Source organism: Rubripirellula reticaptiva (assembly GCF_007860175.1).
Taxonomy (GTDB): Bacteria; Planctomycetota; Planctomycetia; order Pirellulales; family Pirellulaceae; genus Rubripirellula; species Rubripirellula reticaptiva.
This window is the reverse complement of sequence record NZ_SJPX01000003.1, coordinates 1,104,597-1,124,966: the sequence shown is the minus strand read 5'-3', so window position 1 is coordinate 1,124,966 and position 20,370 is coordinate 1,104,597. Positions and strand designations below refer to the sequence as shown.

The window sequence follows — 20,370 nt, the reverse complement described above, 5'->3', positions numbered from 1 at the left end:
AAACAATCGAACCGTCATCAGGCGATGCACATCATGTAAAAGCCCAGCGAACCTGCGGAAGACAGAGGCATGACGAGCAGAAAGTCGGCGACTGTTCGTTTCGGACCGACTCTCGATGAAGCGGCAAGCGATTACGCTTTTCTCGCGTCAAGCAAGCATCCACAACGACATCAAAAGCGTCACGATCTTGTAGTCAACGAGTCGGCGACACGCTCGCAATCCAGCACAGACAATCGCAGTCGATCTTAGATTTTATCGCCCTCGCGGCGTCCCCCACCTTGATCGCTGGGGCGGCTCACGACGTTGTTCAAAAAGCTTTCGCCATCGACAAGTTCGCCAGCAAGAATGTCTTCTTCGGAAATTTTCGACAGAAAGATTGTGTGCTGGCCGATCACGCCACGTCCCTGGTCGTAGGCGATGTAAATCGCACCATCTTTGTTAATCGTTGCCGAGGGGTAACTGATTTGGCCATCGTCGCACAAAAGCAACTTGTGCGAAAAGGTTTTGCCGTCGTCGTCACTTAAGTAGGCCGTCATGCGGGCGCGTGGGCCCTTGTATCCTTCGAGCTCGCGTTCATTGCCGTTTCCATCGGTGTAGTAGAACTTGCTCTTGCCGTTGTCCACGTTCATTTGGACATCGTTAGCGACCAACAGCACTCTTCCCGACGGGAGTGTTTTGAGAATGCACTTCGTGTTGATTGAGAACTGCATCGGATAATAGCCGCCAAGTTTCCAGTTCTTGCCGCCGTCGAAAGACTCGGCAAACTTCTGGCCCTTTTTAGCGCGGTAGAAGGTAAATAGGCTTCCATCCTTTCGGATGATTGGCATTTGCTCCGCAAACACCGCGTCGTTGTCGACGGGGAATTCAGAAACAAAGATCGGCTTGCCGATGGAGTCTTCTTTCAAAAAGCGAATCCTCACTTCGTTAGGTTTGCCAACGAGTTTGAAGTCGTCCATCGAGCGCATGATCGTTCCATCCGGGAAGATAAGCGGCTTCATGACCGAGATGTTTTTATTTCCAAGTAGACGTGGCGAGGACCAGGCAGTGTACTCGTTCTCTGGATCGAGCATCGTGAACTCCCACGCCGAAGATGCGAATTCATCCTTGCCTTTGAAATCGATGTTCCGAAGACCAATAAAGCGAATATTGCCCTTGGCGTCTTTCCACAACATCGGATCCGATGCGCCGCCACCAAGCAGGTCACTCGGGTCAAAGACAAACACTTCTTGCCAAGTTTTACCATCGTCTGCGGAAGTCGAGATGACCGAGAACTGGCCTTGGTGGAACGGTGCGCGTTCGGATTGCACGTTGGAGCCAAACCAAGTTGCCCAAAGTCTGCCGCCCTCGGAAATTTCTACCTGTGGGCAGCCTTGAAAGATCCTCAGATTGATGCGGTGCTTGTGATACGGAGGCTGACCGTCGTAATTGATTTTGATCAAAGAAGGTGGTGTCTTGCCGGTGATTCCGTAAGGGAAGGTTTGCGATACGTCGTCGGAGGAAGGCATCGCGGTGTCACCCAACACAGACTCTGGCGCTACCGTCTGGGCGTAGAGCGCCGGAGCAAAACTCGACGAAGAGCATGCGAGCAAACTGGAAATCACCACGGATGCGAGCATCTGGCGAGCGAATGGAATTTGGTTTGACACAGTTGCTTTATCCTCAATTCTCATGATTTTCCGAAGACCGTCTCGGTTTAGACGTTGCGACAATCGATATCGATTGTTGCCGAAATACTCCGCCCGTTCGAAAGGTTTTCTGCCGAACCGGCCAAAGCGGTCGGGCGACTTTGAAGCACTGATTCAGAAATTCGACCGAACTCGCCAGCGGTGCATTACGTCTACCACAAAAGTCTAGCGAAAAAATCTAGCGTCGTTCTCTCTCTGGATCGTTCTGGCCATCGGGAGCCCTTCGATCGTCCGTTTAGAAAAGGACAAACTGCTGGGCAATCAAGACAGCGTCACGCGGTCGCGCAACGGGAGATGCTCGCGAGGTAGATACAGAATCCAGTCAGTCAGCTCAACAAATTCGTCGTCTCGCAATTTTCGAACTGCCAAGCGATTTTTGGACTGATGTGCGAAAGCATCAACACCTTCCACGACAATTGCTATCTCACTGTTCGAGTTCAACTAACGAGTATGGAATTCACGATTCACTATCGCGAATGAAAATTCTCGATAGCGGTTCTGTTTGTCATTACGTTCCTAACACTTCAGACTCTCTATCTTTGCAGATGCGTTTCGCCGTCGCGTGGTTGAGAAACTTTTTGACCATTGAATCGCCATCACAACACTTCGTTCGCTACGCAGGCACCGTACCTGCATGGCCCAGATGTAGCGGCGACTGCAAATCCGTACGTTTCGCGTTGATCTCTGCGTTGGAATTACACAGTGTTTGAATGATGGGAATTCGACGGGCAGGGATCGCCCAGTGAATCGCTCGGTTACCGTGCTCGTCGCCGATGCAAATTTGCTTGGAACTCGCATGGATCAGTTCCTTTATCTCAATGAACGTGGTCCGCCGTATACGTGATGACATCGTAGACGTGAGGATTCAAATGATCGCCGAACATTCGTTCGCAATACACACCGGGCAGTCCGTGCCAGAGATGTCAAATCACGGTGTTGGTGTAGAACAGTTGCCCGTCGGCATTCCAATCAAGTCTCCACGGATTGGTTCCGCCGCTGAAAAACACTTCAAACGCTTTGTGTCTGGCTGATAACATCAGATCGCCGTGTTGACCGGTGTTCTTTGGCTCTCGGGCATTCCCGGAGTGCCCACCATTGATACCGATAGGATACCGTGACAACCGTAGAGACAACCGTCGGGGTAACCGTCGAGGCCGACCTTCAAGCCGTTGGCAACGTTGTGGCTCGTAGAGTCCGCTTCGAATCCAACCAGAACCATTTTCGGTTCGCCGTCGGGCATATCGTCGCCGTCGGCATCCGCGATGTAAAGCAGATTTGGCGGACAACTCGCGTACACGCCCCCATCAACTTCGCGATGCTGGTCAAGTGAACCGATTCGTCCCGGAACACGTCTCGCTTGTCCACTCGACTATCACCGTCGGTATCCTTCAAGATATTGATTCGATCGCGAAGATCATCGGCCCAACGGTCCGGACGCTCTGCATGGGTGTAGCACTCGGCCACCCGAATTCGCTCGCGATCGTCAAAGCGCAGTGCAATCGGTTGCCTAGCATCCAGCTCGCTGGTAAACACCTCGCAGCGAAACTTCTCAAGCAACACCGCCGTGCCGTAGCTTACTCTGCCGACATCGGCGAAGTCTTTTCCGGTTCGGTATCGTAGGGCTCGGAAAATCGCGGTCACGATCATGACTAACGCGCGAGTCGTCTCCACGAGTGGTTTCCTGCGAGTACGTCAACGCTTGGCACGTCACCACACACACGGTGAATGTGAAAAAGCTAATAACGACTCTCATGAAGTGCATCACTCGACGCAGCCTGATTTGCATTGGGCTTATTCATTGCGGTTCATCGCTTCGAGAAGGCCTTCGGATTCGCCGTAAAGCGGTGAATCGCTGCCTCGACTGCCGGGAACCATAGGTGCGTCATCAACAGGAACCCAAGCACGGTGCCGAGCCGAAATCGGTTCCAACGTTTCGTCTCCAATAAGATTATGAAGTTCGTCTTTGTCCGTCCGGTGGTCGTACAATTCTTCTGCCCCATCCTGATAGCGAATGTAATGGTAGTCGCGTGATTGGACCGAATGGTTTCCGGGACCGAACGTGCAGATCGCGGGATGATCCCAAGGCGATGCCGTATCTTTCATCAGACCGACAAGGCTATTCCCATCAAGACCATCGGGCATCGGCAGTCCACAAGCCTGGACCAGTGTCGGATACACGTCAATCAAACCAACGGGCGAATTGCAAAGCTGATTTTTGGAAAACCCAGGTCCCGAAATGATCAATGGCACTCGGGTTGTCCTCAGCCAAAGACTACGTTTAGCCCATTTGTTCTTTTCGCCGAGGTGAAAACCGTGGTCGCTGAACAGGACAACCATCGTATTGTCGCCAAGCCCGGCATTCTCAATGGAATCGGTGACCATTCCCACCAGGTGATCAACGAATGAGATCGAAGCCAAATAAGCTTGCACAGCATGCTTGTCCTCACCTGTTTCGGTCATCCACTGATGACGCGGCGCCGTCGGATTCAGGCTAAGCTGCACTGCAATCGGTGGCACATCATCAAGATCGTCGGCGGGCGATTTAGGCATTTGAAGTGTGGCAAGCGGATACATGTCGAACCACTTCTTCGTTGCGTAGATCGGCACATGAGGAAGATGGAAACCGATCGCCATACAAAACGGTTGCTCCTGTTCTGCCAGTTCCGGAATCCGCTTGGCTGCCCAGGCGGCCGTGTAATGATCGCGTTGGTCTTTATCAGCCATCGGAAACTCGCCCCAGTCCCAACCAGGATGCGATCCCGGCAGCCGATAACGCAGCTTCTCGGTTTGACCCTTCGCACGACGATAGCCTTGCGATCGCTCGACGTGGTCAAACGAGGCTTCGTCTGAACCCGAGTGAAAGACTTTGCCCATCGACTCAGTCCGGTATCCCTGCGAACGGAAGTACTGAAACAACGTCACGTCGTCGCGAGTCACATCGACATCACGAAAGCCCGGCGCCAAGAAGTAGTGCCCAGTGGTCGAAGGCAGCTTACCCAGCAACATGCTGATTCGCGAAGGATTGCAAATCGGAGCCTGGCAGTGAGCGTTCGTGAAGTTCACGCCACGTGCGGCGAGCCGATCAATGCAAGGCGTCTGAACTTGTGGGTGACCACCCAGGCAGCCCACCCAATCGTTCAAATCGTCGATCGCCACAAATACCACGTTGGGCCGTTCCGAAGCATCTGCAATCGAAACGATCCCAAACAGCGACGCGAAGACAACTATGAATCGTATCATTTCCGTTCTCTTGTTTTGAACCAAAGTAGTCGAGATAGTAGGCCTGTCTTGCACCAGAAATATTCGATCCAAGAGTGGCTGAAGGTCCAGCAACCCAGGAGCACACCGTAGCATTGCCAAACATTGCCTTGTGAACGAATCTGCGTGATCGTGTTTCTCGCAGGTTGCGGTTCTGTGTCCAATTCCGGTATCCAGTTTCGCAGGAACCAGCGGAAAACTTTCGCTTTTCAAGCTTGATCTGAATTCCCGGTTTCACCGTCCTGGACCGCCTCAGGATACTCGACCGACAGCGATAGTGTTCTGCCAACGCATTTCAATCGGCAACGCAATCTCTAAAAACCGGGCAAGAAAAGCGAAGCACGGCCTTCCAGCGAGATCTCGCCAATTGGCCTATTGCAGCCGAAATCGTGTTGCTTGATCGAAACTGGTGCCACCGGACCAGCGTCAAATACGTGACGTGATTTTGCTCCGACGCACCGCATCACAAACGCACCGCATCACAAATTTCTCCGCTCGTACCCTGAACTCTAGAAGATGCTAGTTCGATCGAGAATCCAGGCAAGGAAGGATTGGTTTTTCGGTTAGCGATGAGCAGCGGGAGCGGAAGTTTCAAAGCGATTGTAAGATCCAACCCGAACTTGGAAACTGAGCCCGATGAATGTAGAATCTCGCTCGCGATGGACTGAGTAATACAAGGCAGAAGACACCATGTTTGCTCGCAGCGACATTAAGCAAACGCCGTGGTACGTTTCCAAAGCTGACTTGCAATAATACGCATGATTGATTTGCATGTGGCACTTTCTGAGCATGATCAGTTACAAAGACCTGATGCCCACACGACGGCGTCCTGCCGAGGGAGGCTACGTGGGTCCGTCCTTACAAGATCGAGCGTTCATTCCAGGCGTTCAATGATTCATTCGTAAACTTGTTGAATACTTGCAAGAATGAGAGGCTATTTGTGCACAAATATGTGATCATGGGCGTCCAGGGATGTGGGAAAGGGACGCAGGCCTCGATGCTTGTTGACGCCTTTGATTTGGTGCACATCAGCGTGGGGGACATCTTCCGTTGGCACATCAAGAATCACACCAAGTTGGGCGCTCAAGTCAAGCGGATCGTCGCTTCAGGAAACCTCGTCGGCGATGAAGTTGTCGAGGGGATCGTCAATCGGCGTCTGGAAGAACACGACTGGAACTTCGGCTTTGTTCTCGACGGGTTTCCGCGGAGTGAGTCGCAGGCTCAGTTTTTCCTCGAACGTTATGACATCGATGCGGTGATTCACATTCAAGTGCCTGATGAGGTAGTGCGAGAGCGAGTCTTGTCGAGGCGATTGTGTCGTGATTGTGGCTTGGACTATAACCTCATCTCGCATCGTCCAGCAGTTGAAAACATCTGCGACGTTTGCGGAGGCGGACTCGTTTCGCGCCCCGACGACACTTCCGAAGCGTTGGCCGGTCGATTGAAGGAATATCATTCGAAGACCGAACCGGTGCTGGGTCTCTTCCAACGCAAGGAATTGGTACTCAACATCGACGGCACACGTCCACCGGCGTCGATTCAAGCCGATATTCGCGCGCAGCTTGGCATCTAAGTCCGCGTTTGTCATCGCCGGACCAGTGAACCGATGCTACCGTTGAATCGGTGCCGCAGCGAATCGATTTCGTCACTGTCAGCACGTTTGTCGAAACACAGGGGCGGCGAGAAAACCGAGGCGATCTGAATTTGGCAGAAAGACGCAATCTTGACCATGACAAAGAAGAAAGCAGAATTCTAATCGACGCTCATTCACACGAATCCAGCGTCAGGCTTCGTCAGTGTCGATGAGTGATGAGTGTCGATGAGTGACGATCAGTGTTTCCAGTTCTGATGCGTCGGCTCAGCGCGACAAAGCGTTGCGACGTTCACTCCTGCAACCTGTCGTCCAGGTCACTCGTTTTGAAGGCAGACCTGAACCGATTCTTCACGACATCAGCGTTATGCTCGGCGAGAAGCTTATTGGAGATGGTTTTGAATGAGAGCCGATCGTCACTAGATCCATGGCCCCGGACCAATCACTCTCTTTCCGTGTTCGGATCCAACTGGCTCTTTCCTTCAGCCAGTTCCAACATCCCATCCAAAGAAGCAGGAAACGCCATCTCACTCAGTGGTGGAACCATCGCTAGATGTGATGCGTCGACGTTTGGGCGACGAAGGGACAAACACCCCATGGGAATGCACACTTGGAACTGAAGTTGTGAAACTTTCGGTGAAGACATTCAAGGGTCATGCAGGCAATGGAGGCGCAATTCATGAAAACTTGACGAATGTTTCACCGACACTATCGAAGAACAATCACATGATTCTGCTAGAAACTCGATCACGTTCTAAAATTCGAGTCTAGGGATCTTGAGATGGTCAGCTTGGGAAAATCAAAAATCGCCACGTTCGCATTTGCATTCGCGTTCTTCGTCGAATCGTCCGTGGCGGCAAATGACGTTGACGAAACAAAGAAAAGGGAAGTGGTCACGGTTGAGGTTTTCGTAAAAGAAATGCAGTTGCTCGCAAGGCGAAACCCTCCTGGCAAATCAGAGCTGGAACGGCAGGACACACTTTCAAACCTTCGTCAAGCAATCCATGACGCTTTCGATGAAGTAGATCTTGAATTCGAGGTCAAGATCATTGGCGTCGACTGGAAGACGGGAATGGGTACTTTCCGCACTTCCTCACGCGTTCCAAGTTACAAGCCATCACGAAAGATGCCTTTCAAAATCACCAGCACACAGCCTCTATCGATCCCGATGACTCGCGAACAAGCGGCTCAAATCAATACTCGAAAACCTCTTAAGGTTCGAGGCACGTTGAGATTTTTAGACAAGCAATGGGGATCTGTCGGTCGTCCGCCGAAGTCTCAATTGATGTTCACGATCCGCAGCGAAGACTACAAACAAGTCCAATCAATCGGCACCTTCATCACCGAAGACTACGTCGTCAGCGTCGGCGACGACGAACTTTATGCAGCTCAAACGCATGGTGCAGAATAGAAATGGCCGACAAGTCAGAACGAGACGGTTGCTTTGGTTTCTTTTTCAAGCTTTTGGGCATCGGTCCAGGTGCTAGATCGGGAGTGACTCAAAATGTCCTGCCGTACCGCCTGCGTGACAACTTCTTGTCAGCCGCCGAGTTGGCGTTCTTTCGAGTTCTTCAGCAAGCGGTCGGGCAATCCTACTCGATCAATCATAAGGTGCGACTATGGGACGTGCTGTACGTCCCGCGCAGCGACGACAGCCGCACGCACGAGAACAAGATCCGCAGCAAGCATGTCGACTTCCTGCTCTGCGATCCCACCACAATGCAGCCCGTCCTCGCCATCGAGCTTGACGACACCACCCACAATCGCAAAGACCGACAAGATCGCGATGCATTCGTCGACAAAGCATTTGCTGCCGCCGCCCTGTCGATTCTGCACATCAAAGCTGCCCGCGCATATTCGATCACCGAAGTCCAAGAACAAATCGCGGCCGTTCTGCCAGACACCGCAACTTTCCTGTCATCTCCGCCACCATTGCCGCAGGAATCAAGCGAACCGTCCTGCTCTAAATGTCACACGACAATGGTCAGGCGCAAAGCAGCGAAAGGAGTACACGCCGGCAAACGCTTCTGGGCATGCGTCAACTATCCGAACTGTCGCGAGATCATCGGGATTGATTGAAATTGCGAACGAGTCAAAGGCCTAAATCTTTTCCAAGCTCAATTGCAATTGACGCAAGCAGTTCGTGAGCCGTTTGCAGATCGTCCGCAACCTTTTAGGCAAGGACGCCCAGGCCGTCAAACTTTTCCTCTGTCTTCCGATGAAACATCCTTCAGCCAAACGGTTCCCAGGACCACGGACTCGACAAGTGAACGACGGCTTACGATGTCATGATGTCGTTTACGATTCGTCCGTGGACGTCGGTCAGGCGGAAGTCGCGTCCCGCGTAGGGGTAGGTCAGACGTTCGTGATCGATTCCCAACAGATGCAGCATTGTGGCGTGCAAGTCGTGCATGTGGACGCGATCGACTGCGGCGTAGTAACCGTATTCGTCGGTTTCGCCATACGTCGTTCCACCGCGAACTCCGCCGCCACCCAACAGCATGCTGAAGCCTTGCGGATTGTGGTCACGGCCGTCTTTACCTTGGACCACCGGCGTGCGTCCGAACTCGCCCCCCCATACGATCAAGGTATCATCCCACATCCCACGTGATTTGAGATCGGCAATCAGACCTGCGATCGGCCGATCGGTTGCGAGGGCGTTCTTTGAGTGACCGGCCTTCAGTCCACCATGTTGGTCCCAGACTTGGCCGCTGCTGACGCTGACAAACCGCACCCCCGCTTCGACCAAACGCCGTGCCATCAAGCAACTGCGACCATATTGGTCGGTGGCTTTTTCGCCGATGCCGTAAAGTTTCTGCGTCGCGACGGTTTCCGATGCCAAATCCATAATCTCCGGTGCAGTTCCTCGCATCCGGCGTGCTAGATCAACCGCTTCAATCGCTCCTTCGATTTCACGATCGTGACCAATGCGTGCAGCATGACGGTGGTTAAGCTGATTCACCAAATCGAATTGACTTAATTGCGAGTCTTCTAAGTAGGCGACTTTGCCGGTGCCAAGTGAGCCATTCTTTCCAATCGCGGTGGCTTGATGCTTGGCAGGCAAAAATGCGGCACCATAATTACGCGGCCCACCGTGGGCGGTTGCCGGACCGATTGCAACGTGCGCCGGCAAATCGGGGTGAGCCGATCCAAGTGCATAGCTGATCCATGCACCAACGCTTGGACGAACGAAGTTGTCGCTGCCCGTGTTCACCATGCCAACCGCCTGGCCGTGTGATTGGCCCCGTGTGTGCATGGACCGAACCACACAGAGCGAATCGAGGTGGCGGCACATCTCGGGCAATAGATCACTGCCCCAAAGACCTGCTTCGCCATGCTGCGAAAACGTCCATGGACCTTTCATGATCGTCGACTTGGCATCAAGCTTTGTGGGCAGGGCAAAGGGAAGTGCTTTACCGTCTTCGCGGGCCAGTCGAGGCTTGTAGTCAAACGTGTCCACATGGCTCGGCCCACCGTGCATGAATAAGAAGATCACACGTTTGGCGCGCGGCTGATGATGCAGTCCGCTAGCAGCGCCATTCATCGACGCGTTGCCGCCTGCCCACGACACATTTGGGCTTGATGCGGTCACTGCAAGCGATCCGAGCGTCATCGCGGTCGACGTCATCAGGTCGCGGCGACCGAGTCGGTTGTGTGCAAACATGATTAATTATGACCTATTCCAAGATTCTGAATTCGGTTCCTGCAAACATCGCCGCAATCCACTGTTGCCAACGCGTCTGGTCGTTTGGCATCGCTTGAGCCGTTTCGCTGCCGAGCCATCGGTGCACAAGTTCGTGATCCTCGGCAGTCGGCGAACGTTGCAGAACACGCTGATAAACCCACTGGACGCGTTCGCTTTCATTCGGGACTTCGACAAGCAACTTGGTTGCGGTTAGTCCGGCCCACTGCCGGACTTCGCTACTGCCCATCAATGCCAAAGCTTGTGCGGGTACATTCGTCGTCGGCCGTTTGCCAACCAGCAGGTCCGCGTCCGCGACATCAAGAGCGGAAAGCAACGCCGGGATCGCTCCTCGGATGATCGGTAAATAAACCGTCCGTCGGTTGTCGTTGATCGTAAATGAAATCTTCGACTTCGATCCTGCATTGTTGCTGCTAACCAGCGTTCCGTAGCCGTTCATCGGATCATCGAGCCCTTCGTGACTGAGCGACCCAGCGATCACGAGCATTGAGTCGCGAATCGATTCGGCGGGCAGCCGCTTTCGATTGGCACGCCACAGTAAGCGATTTTCGGGGTCGACGGCGTCGCAAATCGCAGACGATTGCGATCCACGACGGTAAGTTTCCGACATAACGATTTGCCGGACCAGCTTCTTGCGACTCCAGCCGTTCCGCATGAAATCAACCGCAAGCGAGTCAAGCAACTCGGGATGTGATGGGCGTTCACCTCGCTCGCCAAAATTGTCGACCGTGCGAACGATCCCGTCGCCCATCAAGCGCATCCAGATTCGATTGACGGCGACACGAGATGTCAACGGATGATCGGGGTCGGTTAGCCAAGCCGCCAGTTCCAGCCGTCCGCTGCCCGTGAATGATAGTGACGATTGGCTTTCATCCGGTGCACCGCAGACACTTAAAAATCCGCGAGGAACGGTATCACCGAGGTTGCTAACCTCGCCTCGCACATGCAACGGACAATCGACGACTTCTTCAGTTGGTCTGTCGACCACGGCCATCGCGGTTGGCAACGGCGCGGGCGCGGCTTTGACGAGTGCGGTTAATTCGGATTTTAGCACATCCCGGCGCTGCTTCAGTTTGGTGACCTTTTGCAGGTTTTGGTCCACCCGTTCGGTCGCCGGTTGCGCACCGTCCTGCGGGATCCACTGAACCGCATCGGCGATCACATGCCCGGACGTTCCGGCATTCGAAACGGTGACCACCGCTTCGGTTCCGAGGTCAACTTCGAAGAATCCTAAGCTCGCGACCGGTCCATCATCACCAGATTTGCGCTGATCGACGTTTACAAGTCGAGTTTCGTCGCCGATTCGGATTTCAACTGGGACGTTTGACGCACGTGTCCCGCCAGGCGTGTACCACAGGCGGGCTTCCCACCGCACCGTTGGGCTGCTGTTCTTTTCCTTCGTCACTTTTTCGCTGCCGGACTCTGATCGTTCAACTGTTAGAGTAGCCTTGAACTGCAACGAGGCGTCGCCTTTGTTCCGATTGTCGTCATGCAAGTATCCACTGCCGATGAAACCTTTCAAATAGGTCGACACGACCCAGTCGCCCGTTCGGATCGCGGATTCATCGTCAATCACCACACCGGCAAGTTGTTTTGCAGGTATCGCATACTTTTTGATTTGGGCTTCGGCTTCAGCGAGTGCGTCCTTCGTCTGCTTTAGTTTCTCGGCATGTTCTTTAAGCAAATCGAGATGATCTTGACTAGTAGGCAACGGGACCGGCTTCCAGGTGCTGACGTACTTTTGCGATTCGCCTTGCAACGACATCGTGCTGCGAAAGATACCGGCCAGTGCGTAATAGTCTTGCATCGGTACAGGATCAAATTTGTGATCGTGACAACGTGCGCAGCCAAGTGTCATCCCCATGAACGCACGTCCGACCGTGTCGATCTGCTCGTCAACAACATCCATCGTCAGTTTTGCTTTGTCGCGTTCACTCAACATTTTTGTGCCGAGCATCAAAAATGTGGTCGCAATCAAGTTTTGACGACGGACTTCGTCGGTCTCGGCAGGCATCAAGTCACCGGCGATCTGCTGCCGGATCATTTGATCGACCGGTGTATCGTCAGCAATGTTGCTGATCAAATAGTCTCGGTACCGCCAGGCGTCGTGAAAGGTGGCATTGAAGTCGCTGCCGTTGCTGTCCGCGTATCGAGCGACGTCCATCCAATGCCTCGCCCAGTGTTCAGCGAATGCGGTGGAGGCGAGCATCTCGTCAACGATGGCTTGCCACTGCGCATCGCTAGGGTCGGCACGCCAGCGAATCATTGACTCTGCCGACGGCGGCAGTCCAGTCAGATCAAACGAAAGTCGACGCAGCAATGTATCAGCATCGCCACGCCGGTTTGGGACGATTGCAGCCGACTGCAATTTCGACTGCACCAGTTCGTCAATCCAGCTTACCTCGCTCGATAGTACCAGATTTTCGCTGGCATGCAGTGGTCGAAATGCCCAAAACTGTCGCCCGGCCTCGAGATCGATTCCGGGGGATTTCGGGTGCGGCGTGACACCGAGCGAGGTGGTGCGAGGATCGGTCGCGCCCGCAGCAATCCACTTTTCGAAATCCCGGATGATTTCGTCCGGCAACTTCCCACTCGGCGGCATCTCTGATGAATCATAGCGCAGCGCCGAAACCAGAACGCTTTCATCAACGTTGCCAGGTTGAATCGCCGGCCCCGTGTCGCCACCGACCAGCATCGCTTCGGCCGAATCCAGCCACAATCCACCACCCACTTCTGTCGCATCGCTGGAATGGCATTCGTAACAATGCTCGACGAGAACAGGTCGGATTCGTGTCTCGAAAAAATCGACATTAGCGATCTCGTCCGCAATAACCGATGTAGTCATGCCAACGATGCCAAGACATATGGCCATCATCAAACGGCTAGGTACCGGAGAGTGATCGGTCATTAGCGATCTCAGAGGCGGGTGGAAACAGGCGGGAGCGAAGCACAAGCTTGCCGGGTCAAAAGTATAGCTGTTTCGAAACGCCCGTGCTGAAGATGCCCCGCATCAAACGGTTACCAGTGCATGGGCCGGGGGCGGGCTAGCCGCGTTGGACCTTACTAGCGACAAATTCGTCTATGATGATCGCACCGCCGAAGTTTTGCTGAAGTTGCGATTTCGCTTCTGTTCTAGATTTTCGTTACTTTATTCCAATTCCCTCGGGTAATTTCGATTCATCATGCGTTTGATTCTGCCAGTTCTCTTTGCCGCATGGGCTTGCGTATTCTGTGGCGTCCTTTCAGCCCAGACGAACGCGTTGACCTATTTGGACGAATTCCTGGACCCGTACTATCCCGGAATCGATTTCCCCAAACTGACGACGCCCCAGTGGATTGGCGAACCGGGCGTCGATGCGGTTGTGACATTGGGAATCGATGACATGCGGGACACGGCCAAGTACGAAGCTTACTTGCGTCCGATCTTGGACCGCCTGAATGCGATTGATGGCCGAGCGGCTGTCAGCATCATGACCTGCCAAGTTGATCCGAACGATCCCCAGTTACAGGCCTGGCTCGCCGAAGGACTATCGCTCGAAACACACACGGTCGACCATCCCTGCCCATGCCTGCAGGGAAACGATTTCGCGAAAGCCAAATCGACTTACGATCGATGCGTTGATGTCATGTTTGCGATACCCGGCAACCAACCCGTTGCCTTTCGATTCCCGTGCATGGATTCGAAGAACACGCCTAGCCCGCGAGCGTTTGCCGAAATTGTCAACACGACCACCGACAAGGGCAACTTTCTGCAAGCGAGCAGTTCTGTCGAATGCCTGTTCACGTCAGCCGATCCGATGCTGCCAAAGTCGATCACGCTGAACGAAAACGGCCAAGAGCGATTCCGCCGATACCTACCGTTTCCGTCGTTTGTGAACAAGGTCGACAACTACCCCTATCCCTACGTCATCGGAAAAACCTGCTGGGAGTTTCCATGCACGGTTCCCGATGATTGGCATGGCCAGAACATCCAACAACCGTACAACCCCAAGACGGTTGATGACCTGGTGGCCGCGATTGACGCCACCGTCATCAAAAAGGGGATCGCGAACATTGTCTTTCATCCGCACAACTGGCTACGTCCCGACCAAATGGTTACGGTCATCGACCGAGTCAACGCTAGGTACGGCAAGCGAGTAAAATTCCTGACGTTCAAAGAATGCGTGCAGCGAATCAACCAAAACTTGCTTTCGGGGCACCCCATTCGCTCGTCCGCCGGCGGTGACAACGGCGTCCGGATTCTGGATCTGAATCAGGACGGATTTCTGGATGTGTTGATCGGAAACCAGCAACGCCAGGTCGCCAGAGTTTGGCAACCGGAAACGAACAATTGGCGAGACGTTGAATTCGCCAGCGACAGTCATGGAGTACAGTTTGTGGACAACCGCGAATCTGGTGACGTGGTTGACCTGGGAGTCAAGTTTGGCCGGTTGTCCAGTCGCGCAACGGTGTCGCTGCTAGTCAGCAACGAACGCGAACGAGCGATCTACGATTTCATCGATGGCAATTTCGTGCGGATCGCATTGCCAAGCGAATTGTCGGACGTCCGCACTTCGGTCAACGGAATTGACCAAGGAGTACGTCTGCGCGACTTGGACGGCGACGGACTGTCGGAGATCATTGTTGCGAATCCAGTGACAAAGCGAATCTTGAAGCTCGGCGCAACCGGAATTTGGGCTGAACGAGAATCACCGATGCTAGTTGCCATCGTCGATGATCGTGGCCAGGACAATGGCGTGCGATTCGTGGACTTGAACCACGACGGACACGATGACTTGATCGTGTCGAACGGAGAAGAGTCATCGATTCATCTGTACGATTCCGAGCTTGGCGGCTTCACGCCGCAAAACAGCGACAAACCTGATCTGCCGCTGATCGTACGAGACTCAAAGAACAACGGCGTTTGGTTCGCCGAGGATCATCTTTGGGTGCAAAACGAAGACACGAATCGACTGCCAGATGGCGTCGACCGACGATCCTTTTCGCAACTGTTAGGCGAACCGGACGCACAACTCGATTCAGCCAAGTAAAAGCACGCTCCGCACTGTTGGGCGTGCGAACCATGCGTCTACGCTTAGAAAAGCTGGCCGACGGTGTCTTCGTCACGGAAGAATTTGTCAACGACTTGGGACCGCTGCGGAAGGGTAGCAATTAACAATTCAAACGAAACCGTATCACGAGCGTTTGCACGTGCCATTTCGTTGATGATCCTAAGCGCGTCGATCGCGGTCACTTGGCCGTCACCGTTGGTATCGACGTAGCGACCGATTTGAACATTGATTTGCCGCAGAACTTGGTCGACCGACGTGCTCTTCTGCAACGCCAGTTGGTTGATCACCATCAACGCATCTAACGCGCTGATTGCACCATCGCCGTTTGCATCCAACGGCTTTTCGCGATTGTGCATGTTCGGTGCGAACGCGAACGTTTCGTCAGCCAGAACCAAATCATGTTCGTCGCTGCCCTGATAGTGATAGTGATCGCTACCCGAGCGGACCACGACATCAAATCGACCGCCGACTTTTTCCTGGGTGACCAACATCACGTTGCCGACATCGATGCCCTTGTCCGACGCCAGTCGCTGGCGAACCGCTTTGGCCAATGGCAGCGGCTCAAACGGCCCCCAAGGCGGAACCGACGTGACCAAATCCCAGTCGAACAAAACTTGGTCGACAACCGTGGCAGCGTCGCCGACGTTGACAGCACGAATCCCGTCTTGGCCAACCGAATAGATGAAATCGTTGATCGACACACTCCGCTCAACCTTGGCTTGATGAGCCACTTCGCCACGTGGCGAGATCCCATTGGCGTCGATATGCAAGATCGATAGCTCGTCTTCCCGGACCGACCGAGTCGAATCCTTGTAGCCGTCATCATCGGAATCGAATCGTTCGCTGAAGTAGCGACTGGTCGGGACCGAAAGCAATTCGTGATTTGCGAACCAACCGAACGCGTGATGGTCGTTGTTGGCCTCGCTGGTCGAGTACTTCGGCAAATTGTACTGGTCCACCAGGGCTGGATGATTCAACTCGCTGACGTCGAACAGCGAGACCATCGCACGGCCACCGAAACCGGTTGCCGTGTTGGTGCCGATCGTCAACAAACGATCTGGCGTGATGAACTGCATGTAACTGCTAAAGCCTGGGATCGAGACATGCCCAATCACACTTGGCGATGCAACGTCGCTGAGGTCGATCGCATAAAGCGGGTCGATCGTTTCAAATGTCGTTACGAAAACTCGGTCGCCAAAATAACGCACGCTCTTGATGTTCTGGCCAACCGACAAGTTTTGGAGGCTGCCAACGAATTCGAGTACACCCGCGTCATCTTGCATCACGAACACGCCGGTCTCGTTTTGGGCGGAATGATTGCCAGTGCCCACGTTGACAATTTCCGTTGTCACTCGCAGCAATCCATCACTCTCGTCCGCGGCAAACTGATTCGAAAACCGCCCCGGGACGTCACCAGTCGCTGCGAACTCGATCGCACCTGACTGGGCATCCCAGTCGAATTTCTGGATCTCGGTCCAAACCTCATTTTCGACCGCCTCGCGATGTTCGGTGAAGACATACAAGCTGGTCGCACTAGCGAAAATTTGGCTGCGAAAATCGGACGTTACACCCGAGACGGCGGACAGGCCAGGTTGGCTAGACGCCATGTCGATCGACGCGACAATTGTCATCGAGGAAGCGTTATCAAGTGATCGATTAATGTCCTCGGGCATCAGCAGCGGGCCACCGCGAACCAATTCACCGTCGGCGTCATAGCTCTCGTAGCCCGGCAGCGTCTCCTCGATCAACATCGCAAAATTCGCGATCACTCGATCGGAAAACTCCTGCTCTGTTTCGTACGTGCAAACGCCTTCTTCGACGCAAACAAGTTCGAGATCCGGCAACAAACCGTCCGACTGCATGATTAGGAAAACCTGATCATCGATCCGGCGAGAATCGTCAAAACGAGCGTCAAACTGGGTCCTCTGGACGACGATGGGATCCGAACGGTCGGCAACGTCCAAGACCGTCACGATTGTCGACGATGGCGAATTAGGCCGAGGGTACACGGAGAGACCGACAGGAATGTCAACGACGAACCGCGACGAGTCGAATATTTGCGGACTGACGACGTCGCTGGTCATTTGTGCAATGACGGTCACGCGGTCGCCGTCCAGGTACATGCCGATCGGCGTGCCTTCGACTTGAGTCCGCGAGACGAGTTCAAGATTATCCGCAGGCAGACTCTTAACGATGGTTAGTTCGTTGCCACGAAGCGTGTAAATGAAGAAGCCGTCCGTTTCGACAATGTCATGCTCGTCGACGCCAGCGACTTGGACGTTGGTTTCCGAATACTCGGGCGAAGCGACACCACCATCGAAATTGAGCGCATCGTATCGTTCGTCGGTCTCGTCAAAGTAACGATAGGCAGACTGTCCAAATTGCCCCTGATAACGAGTCACGGCGAGATCAAGCACGTAGTCGCGGAACTGGTCCACCGAATCGAACTTGCCCAGCCGATCGGTCGTCGTTTCGTGGACCGAAACCGTCACGGTCGCCCGCGATTGGCCGTCGATCGTATAGACAAAGGTGTCTTCGCCGGTGAAGCCGACCGCCGGCGTGTACATGACACTGCGCCGGTCGTCGGCGATCGTGACTTCGCCGCCGGCCGTCGATGCAAACACCTCGGATATCAAGCCGACACCGTTGTAGTCCGCGCCCAGAATATCGTTGGCTAGCACGTTTAGCGTATTCGCTTGACTGCCGGGAGCAACGCGAACGACATCGTCAGCGGCACGCCGTACCACATTTACTCGGACAATTTGGCTGAGATAGTCATCAACAATGTACTGGAACGTGTCTTCCCCGATGTATTCCGGCGGTGGCGTATAGCGGATCTTTCCATCGACGATCGAGACGATGCCGCCCTGCTCGGTTGCGGTCACTTCGCTCAGGACGCGAGGGCCAGCATAGGCGCCGTAAGTACCGCTTAAGTAACTGGGAAAATCGTTTGCCAGGACGTCGACGGTGATCGCGGCTCCGTTCTGGTCGGCCACAGCACGATCAGAACGGAGTCGCGGAATTGCCCCGACCGAGACGGTTTCAGTATAGCGTTGGTCCACCGTGTAAGAGAATGTCTCCGACGAACCACCCGGTTGATAGCGAATGAACCTGCCGCTTTCACTGATCGACGCCGTGCCACCATCGCTCGGCTGTGACACGCTCGTGATTTGCGAATCGCCCAAGTAGTCGAGCCCGAAATGATCATTGCCAAGGACGTAAAGATCACGCGGCTGACGTTGATCAAATTCGAATCGAACTGGTTCGGTCAGTGGCGTGATCCGAAGCTGGACCGTTGCGGTGTACTGATCGTTGACCATGTATTCGAACGAATCGTTTTCGTAGCCGACGACATCATTTGGCGGCGTGTATTGAATGACGCTGCCAACGACAACCGTCCCACCCAACGCCGTCGCGGTGACCGACGTTATCTCTTGCGCCGGGCGGTCATTCTCGAAAAAACCGTCTGCCAAGAAATCGTTGGCCAAAACGTCAATACGATTGGTGGTACCGGGGTAGACACTGAAGTAGTCATTGCGAACGGGCAGGGTGACTTCGACACTCACCGACGCCGAAAATTTTCCGTCTGCGATGTAATCGAAGTGCTCAACACCAGTGAACCCGTCGGCCGGTGTGTAAAGAACAGACAAGCCGTTTTCGGACACTTCGACCGTGCCTCCCTGATCGCCCGAAGTCACCGAAGTCACTCGGGCAACAACATCGACCTGCGATCCACCAAAAACTGATCTATACTTGTCGTTGCTCAAGACGTCCAAGCGGTGAACACCGCCATCAATGTCTGCGAACAAAGAATCATTGGCGACCGGCCGCGCGACTCGGACCGATGCGGTCTGTTCAAACCGACTGTCAACGACGTAACGAAAATTGATGTAGCCGAAATAGTCGTCCGCGGCCGTCAAGTTTACGTTGCGACCGTCGTTGGCGATCGTAACGTCGACTGAATCAGGCACGCCGAGGACATGGGTGATGCGTGCATTCAGGCGATCCACCAGCCAGTCGTCTTCGGACAACACTCCGTCATTGGATCCGGCCGCGCCGAGCCGAAAATCATTTCGCAACAGATCCAGATTCGTCGTTCCGCTGTTTTGAACGATCTCGAATTGGTCGAAGACCAGCGGGCTGCGAACATTGACCACTGCGGTGCCGACGAAGCGGTCATCGACAATGTAAGTGAACTGATCCTTGGATGAACGATTGGTCTCGGTTCGATAGACAACCGACTGCCCGTCATCACTGATGCGAAGTCCCGATCCCTGCGCAGTCTCGCTAGCCAGCGTGATTCGACGGTCACCGGTGTAGCCATCAGGGAACCGAGCCCCTAGCAACAAGTCCAACCGATACTCGTCTTGCGACAAATCAATGGTTGTCTCAAACGGTATCAACGGAGAAACAATTTCGACAGCAACTTCGGCCGACAGCAGATCATCAACGGTGTAACGGAACGTTTCCGTGCCAGCATGATCGGCCGGCGGAGTGTACTGAAGACGGGATCCACCTGCGACGATCTGCACTCGCCCGCCCAGACTCGCGGTACTCACTGCCGTGATTTTGCCTGCTCCGGTGTAGTCATTGTCGACCACGTCGTTGCCCAGAACATCGAAAAGAATCGGTCTCGAGTTCTGATCCGTCGCGAACCGATCATCGACCAAAACCAGATCGCCAGCCAACAACTGACGCTGCTCGAGTCCCTCCACTCGAGCGCGGCGCGACCGGCGGTTACGTTTTCGATAGTTCATCGCGGCACCTTGTCTAACCATAGCTGCAAGGTCTCAGTGTATTCTTTCAACCGGAGCATCAGTACCCAGATCTAGGGAGAATCCGCGTCGATTCCGACCAGATTTTGGAAGACGAAGAAAGACACGCACCGCAAGATCGAGGTTCGTCGAGTAATTCGCTCTTCTGATCCTTTGGGCAAACCCGACGCCTGGGAACCTCATCTTCGGCACGCTCATACGTATACCAAAGTCCGCATCGAGTTCACGTATCAAGCTGGTCGATCCCGGCGTCCCCAATGCTTAAAGTGCTAAACATCGTTACCCAAAAGTATGCGAGAGCCTTGGC

12 protein-coding genes are annotated in these 20,370 nt (G+C 54.1%); 4 read left to right on the top strand and 8 right to left on the bottom strand.

Translation table 11 applies throughout. The features are described from left to right. Nucleotides 1-245: 245 nt before the first annotated feature. The 4 genes from Poly59_RS16820 to Poly59_RS16805 form a co-directional block, all read right to left on the bottom strand. Nucleotides 246-1,646, bottom strand: a complete 1,401-nt coding sequence (locus Poly59_RS16820) for a sialidase family protein (RefSeq protein ID WP_186776321.1) — start codon at nucleotides 1,644-1,646, stop codon at nucleotides 246-248. 652 nt (nucleotides 1,647-2,298) lie between these two features. Further along, complete coding sequence (locus tag Poly59_RS16815) at nucleotides 2,299-2,535, bottom strand: ankyrin repeat domain-containing protein (RefSeq protein ID WP_146535211.1); 237 nt, start codon at nucleotides 2,533-2,535, stop codon at nucleotides 2,299-2,301. 311 nt (nucleotides 2,536-2,846) lie between these two features. Then, nucleotides 2,847-3,356: a DUF7133 domain-containing protein gene (locus tag Poly59_RS16810; protein WP_146535210.1), complete on the bottom strand. Its 510-nt coding sequence runs from the start codon at nucleotides 3,354-3,356 to the stop codon at nucleotides 2,847-2,849. Between the two features lie 120 nt (nucleotides 3,357-3,476). After that, nucleotides 3,477-4,925: a sulfatase gene (locus Poly59_RS16805; RefSeq protein ID WP_186776320.1), complete on the bottom strand. Its 1,449-nt coding sequence runs from the start codon at nucleotides 4,923-4,925 to the stop codon at nucleotides 3,477-3,479. Nucleotides 4,926-5,883: 958 nt separating this feature from the next. Between Poly59_RS16805 and Poly59_RS16800 the strand changes: the two genes are divergently transcribed. Further along, a complete protein-coding gene (locus Poly59_RS16800) occupies nucleotides 5,884-6,516 on the top strand; it encodes an adenylate kinase family protein (protein ID WP_146535208.1) in 633 nt (210 codons plus the stop codon). Nucleotides 6,517-6,976: 460 nt separating this feature from the next. Here Poly59_RS16800 and Poly59_RS29615 read toward each other — a convergent pair whose 3' ends face one another. Continuing rightward, entirely contained in the window at nucleotides 6,977-7,180 is a 204-nt protein-coding gene (locus Poly59_RS29615) for a hypothetical protein (RefSeq protein WP_186776319.1), read from the bottom strand. A gap of 144 nt (nucleotides 7,181-7,324) precedes the next feature. On the opposite strand from Poly59_RS29615, the gene Poly59_RS16795 reads away from it, so the two are divergent. Both Poly59_RS16795 and Poly59_RS16790 read left to right on the top strand, forming a co-directional pair. Beyond that, nucleotides 7,325-7,945 (top strand): hypothetical protein, encoded by a 621-nt coding sequence (locus Poly59_RS16795; protein ID WP_146535207.1) that lies wholly within the window; start codon nucleotides 7,325-7,327, stop codon nucleotides 7,943-7,945. 2 nt (nucleotides 7,946-7,947) lie between these two features. Then, a complete protein-coding gene (locus tag Poly59_RS16790; protein ID WP_146535206.1) occupies nucleotides 7,948-8,613 on the top strand; it encodes a DUF2726 domain-containing protein in 666 nt (221 codons plus the stop codon). A gap of 199 nt (nucleotides 8,614-8,812) precedes the next feature. Here the strand turns inward: Poly59_RS16790 and Poly59_RS16785 are convergent, their stop codons facing one another. Then, a complete protein-coding gene (locus Poly59_RS16785) occupies nucleotides 8,813-10,198 on the bottom strand; it encodes a DUF1501 domain-containing protein (protein WP_146535205.1) in 1,386 nt (461 codons plus the stop codon). A 13-nt stretch (nucleotides 10,199-10,211) separates the two neighbouring features. Then, the gene (locus Poly59_RS16780) at nucleotides 10,212-13,145 is read right to left on the bottom strand and encodes a DUF1553 domain-containing protein (protein ID WP_246151713.1); all 2,934 of its coding nucleotides are present in this window, start codon (nucleotides 13,143-13,145) and stop codon (nucleotides 10,212-10,214) included. A 274-nt stretch (nucleotides 13,146-13,419) separates the two neighbouring features. Between Poly59_RS16780 and Poly59_RS16775 the strand changes: the two genes are divergently transcribed. After that, nucleotides 13,420-15,267, top strand: a complete 1,848-nt coding sequence (locus Poly59_RS16775; protein WP_146535204.1) for an FG-GAP-like repeat-containing protein — start codon at nucleotides 13,420-13,422, stop codon at nucleotides 15,265-15,267. 44 nt (nucleotides 15,268-15,311) lie between these two features. On the opposite strand, the gene Poly59_RS16770 is transcribed toward Poly59_RS16775, so the two are convergent. Continuing rightward, the gene (locus Poly59_RS16770) at nucleotides 15,312-20,045 is read right to left on the bottom strand and encodes a beta-propeller domain-containing protein (protein ID WP_186776318.1); all 4,734 of its coding nucleotides are present in this window, start codon (nucleotides 20,043-20,045) and stop codon (nucleotides 15,312-15,314) included. Between the last annotated feature and the right edge of the window lie 325 nt (nucleotides 20,046-20,370).

Coding starts and splice junctions, on each gene's coding strand:
- Poly59_RS16815 (WP_146535211.1), bottom strand. CDS start 2,535: ATGTCATCACGTATACGGCGGACCACGTTCATTGAGATAAAGGAACTG.
- Poly59_RS16805 (WP_186776320.1), bottom strand. CDS start 4,925: ATGATACGATTCATAGTTGTCTTCGCGTCGCTGTTTGGGATCGTTTCG.
- Poly59_RS29615 (WP_186776319.1), bottom strand. CDS start 7,180: ATGTCTTCACCGAAAGTTTCACAACTTCAGTTCCAAGTGTGCATTCCC.
- Poly59_RS16790 (WP_146535206.1), top strand. CDS start 7,948: ATGGCCGACAAGTCAGAACGAGACGGTTGCTTTGGTTTCTTTTTCAAG.
- Poly59_RS16785 (WP_146535205.1), bottom strand. CDS start 10,198: ATGTTTGCACACAACCGACTCGGTCGCCGCGACCTGATGACGTCGACC.
- Poly59_RS16780 (WP_246151713.1), bottom strand. CDS start 13,145: ATGACCGATCACTCTCCGGTACCTAGCCGTTTGATGATGGCCATATGT.
- Poly59_RS16775 (WP_146535204.1), top strand. CDS start 13,420: ATGCGTTTGATTCTGCCAGTTCTCTTTGCCGCATGGGCTTGCGTATTC.
- Poly59_RS16770 (WP_186776318.1), bottom strand. CDS start 20,045: ATGAACTATCGAAAACGTAACCGCCGGTCGCGCCGCGCTCGAGTGGAG.